Origin of the sequence: Komagataeibacter sp. FXV3 (assembly GCF_015155755.1) — a bacterium.
In the GTDB taxonomy this organism is placed as follows: Bacteria; Pseudomonadota; Alphaproteobacteria; order Acetobacterales; family Acetobacteraceae; genus Komagataeibacter.
Map to the genome: position 1 here is coordinate 1 of NZ_VWPI01000035.1, position 3,490 is coordinate 3,490.

Below are 3,490 nucleotides of genomic sequence, written 5' to 3' on the forward strand. Positions count from 1 at the left end.
CGCTGGGTGGTTGAACGAACATTCGCCTGGCTGGGACGGTGCAGGCGGCTCGCCAAAGATTGGGAAAAGTCCATTGCTTCCTCAACCGCATGGACATTGATCGCCTCGATCCGCATGCTCACACGACGGACAGCAAGGCATTATCAAGCTTGAAAAACTTTCGGATCGGGCTCTAAGCCAGGAAGAGATATGTGTCCAAGAGGAGTTTTAGTTAAAAGTATATAGAGCCACTGATTGGCGGTATTTGCTTGGTACCACCCTAAATCTTTTGGCCTTGTTCCTTTCCCACCAAAATATATCTTAAATGTAGTTCCTTGAAATATTTCATTGTTATTTCCACTTTTTATTTGTTCAATTTTGGGTCTTGGCACTCTTCCAGCTGTATCATCAACCCAGTTACGGCCATTTTTGAAAATTCCTTCAAATTTAAAGGAATTGTTACCTGTTTTCATATATAAATCGTTAAAACCATATGCTATATATGTTGCACCGACACCCTTATTTCCTCTGGTTTTGTTGTTATCCTTGAATGAAATGTTGGGCGCAAGAAAAGCTTTAAACTCTGCCAATTCAAAGCCGCAGCCATTATCAGTAACCTCAAAAGAATTTTCTTTAATATTAATTTTTATAATTACTTTTGGTGAAAATTTATCTGATTCTTCATTTTCTATTCGGCGTTCAATTGCATCCATTGCATTTTGTATAAGCTCTGATATCGGATCGTATGTTCCAACATATGATTTGAGAATATTTTTTATTTCTCTTTTTTTTGCTGATGATAGAATTTCTTGGTCAGCTATATTGCTTTCCAGTGGATCCCAAATGTTTGCGCTGCTCAATCTGATATTCCTTCTAATGAAAAATTGTTTCTCGCTTCAGTAAAAGAAAGTGCCTCTGTCGATAGGCGTGTCAATGCATTAAATTGTCTTTATTGTATTTTCTGCTATCCCGAAAAATGCCTTCGGCGGTCTAATCGTCCGGAACAGATCAAAAGTGCAGAAATTCTCATGTTAAAGTGGAAGTGAAACCAAGACAAGATCAACAATCCTCGTTTCCACACGCTGCCAACCCCACCACGCCAGCAGTTGTTTCTCCCGGCGTGTCGGGCAGGGAATGACCCGTCGCACCACGACCCATCCACCCCGTCCCCCAACGGTGCCAGCGCATTGCGTGGGGGGCGAACTGGTGCTTAACCTGCGGCATGATACGCATTCCCACCGCTACCCGCCGCGCGTCGGCACGCAGCACATGCCGTTCCATCCACACGGGCCATGCCGCGCGCGGCGGGGGCGTGCTGGCGCTTGTGCTGCTGGCGGGGTGCGCGGGACCGGTTACGGTGCGGCATGTGTCGCTGGTCCACAGCTATCGTGACACCACGCGCACGGCCATGCAGGGCGGCAGGCCGGGCGATGAGACGATGATCGTGCTGCGCCGCCACGGGCTGCTGCCCGCATGGCGCAGCAATCCGGACCGCGCCATCGCCACCCTGCGCACGCAGGTGGCCGGCCGTGATGACGGGGGCGACGTGCTGTTCGCCCTGGCCGAACTGAGTTACCGGCAGGGCCTGCGCCACCACCATGCGCAGGATTTCCTGGCCGCCGCGGTCTATGCCTATGCCTTCCTGCAGCCAGGGCAGGCGGGTGGTCCCAGCCCGTATGACGGGCGTTTCAGGCAGGCGTGCGACCTGTACAACCTCGGGCTGGCCGCCGCCTTTCCCGCCCCGGTCAACATCACGGCCCAGACCCGCGCGCTGCCGTCTGGCGATATTGTCCTGAGCGCCGACCCCGCGCAGCTGCGCTGGCACGGGCGCCTGCTGGAACGGCTGCAGCCCACGGCCACGCTGGGGGTTGGCGGCATACCCAATGTCTATCGCACCCCCGGACTGGGCGAGGCCCTGACCGCGCTGGCCCGTCCCGACCCCGCATTTGCACCACAGCCCGCGCCATCCGCCCCGCATGAGGCCAAGCACCTGATCCAGCCTTCCGCCGTGGCGGACCTGACCGGCCCCGCGCATGATGACGCCCTGCGCGCCGTGCCCACGCCACCCGCGCCACAGGGGGGCGGCAACCTGGCCAGTGGCGACCCCACCGGCAGCGGCAGTGACACCACCAATGACGGCAGCTTCAGCGTATCGGACAAGCTGCGCGTGCCCGCCAGCCTGCTGCTGGAAATCGACAACCCGCGCGCGCAGGTGCCGGGCACGCACCTGACCGGGCGGCTGGTGCTGCGGGTGATGGATGAAAGCCCGGACACCACCATCGGCCACGCCCGCGTGCCCGCCGAATATGACCAGACCGCCGCCCGCGCGCTCAGCCTGGTGGATGCCGCGCTGTGGACCAAGGAATATCGCGGTTTCTTTGACGGCACGACCTATGACGGCACGCGCCCGCGCCTGATCGCCATGACGCCGCACCGGCGCGGCAACATGCCGGTCGTGTTCATACACGGCACCGCGTCCAGCCCGTACCGCTGGGCCGTGATGGTCAATGACCTGCTGGAAGACCGGCGCATCCGCGACCATTTCGATTTCTGGTTCTTCTCCTACGCCACATCCAACCCCATCCCGTATTCGGCATGGCAGCTGCGGCATGCGATCACGCAGGCGGTGGACAGCCTGGGCGGGGTGAAGGCGGACCCGGCGCTGGGGCATATCACGCTGGTGGGGCACAGCCAGGGCGGGCTGCTGGCGCGCATGCTGGTCATCAACCCCGGGGACCGGCTGTGGGATGGCACGGCAGGGCGGCCGCTTTCATCGTTCCACCTGAACGACAGCACGCGCGACCTGGTGCGTGAGACGATGTTCCCCACCGCCATGCCCGAAATCCAGCGCGTGGTGTTCATTTCCACCCCGCAGCACGGCAGCTACCTTGCGGCCATGTCCATCGCGCGTCTTGTCGGCAGCATGGTCAGCCTGCCGGTGCGCGTGACAGAAACCGCGCGCGACATCGTGACCGGGGCGGGGGACAGCACGCACCTGAACAACCGCGTGCTGCGTCTGGGCAGTGTGTACGCCATGTCACCGCACAGCGCGTTCATGCGCACGCTGCCCACCATTCCCATGGCCCCCGACGTGCAGGCGCATTCCATCATTCCCGTCTGTGGCAACCCGCGCGACCTGACCCATGCCGATGACGGGGTGGTGTCGTATGAAAGCGCGCATATCCCCGATGTGCAGTCCGAACTGGTGGTGCGCAATTCCGAACATTCGACCCAGTCCAATCCCGCCACCATTGCCGAGGTCCAGCGCATCCTGCTGCTGCAACTGGCCCAGAACCCGCCACGGGACATGACGCCGGTGCCCCGTCCCGTGCCGCGGCGCGTGGTGGCGCGGGCGGGGCGGCCATGACGGCCACGCGCGGGCAGGACGCAGGCCCCACAGGGACATCAGGCGGGACACCGGACGGGACGCCCGGCCATGCCGGCAGGCGGCACGGGTGGCGCAGGGTGCGGCGATGGGGCGCGCGCGCGGTACAGGGGGCGGGCGTGCTGC

4 protein-coding genes are annotated in these 3,490 nt (G+C 60.3%); 2 read left to right on the forward strand and 2 right to left on the reverse strand.

The genetic code is table 11. From position 1 onward, the window contains the following. The coding region (locus F1542_RS03245) for a transposase (protein WP_193731790.1) at window positions 1-153 on the forward strand (153 nt) is incomplete at its 5' end. On the opposite strand, the gene F1542_RS03250 is transcribed toward F1542_RS03245, so the two are convergent. Both F1542_RS03250 and F1542_RS03255 read right to left on the reverse strand, forming a co-directional pair. After that, on the reverse strand, window positions 144-839 hold the full coding sequence (locus F1542_RS03250) for an ATP-binding protein (RefSeq protein WP_227672437.1): 696 nt from the start codon (window positions 837-839) through the stop codon (window positions 144-146). The two genes, F1542_RS03245 and F1542_RS03250, sit on opposite strands and share 10 nt — an antisense overlap. Window positions 840-1,038: 199 nt before the next feature. Beyond that, window positions 1,039-1,203 (reverse strand): hypothetical protein, encoded by a 165-nt coding sequence (locus tag F1542_RS03255; RefSeq protein ID WP_193731791.1) that lies wholly within the window; start codon window positions 1,201-1,203, stop codon window positions 1,039-1,041. On the opposite strand from F1542_RS03255, the gene F1542_RS03260 reads away from it, so the two are divergent. Beyond that, window positions 1,202-3,346, forward strand: a complete 2,145-nt coding sequence (locus F1542_RS03260; protein ID WP_193731792.1) for a triacylglycerol lipase — start codon at window positions 1,202-1,204, stop codon at window positions 3,344-3,346. The genes F1542_RS03255 and F1542_RS03260 overlap by 2 nt on opposite strands. Window positions 3,347-3,490 lie beyond the last annotated feature (144 nt).

What these genes read in the sequence shown, in the direction of transcription:
- F1542_RS03255 (WP_193731791.1), bottom strand. Translation starts at nt 1,203, where the DNA reads ATGCCGCAGGTTAAGCACCAGTTCGCCCCCCACGCAATGCGCTGGCAC.
- F1542_RS03260 (WP_193731792.1), top strand. Translation starts at nt 1,202, where the DNA reads ATGATACGCATTCCCACCGCTACCCGCCGCGCGTCGGCACGCAGCACA.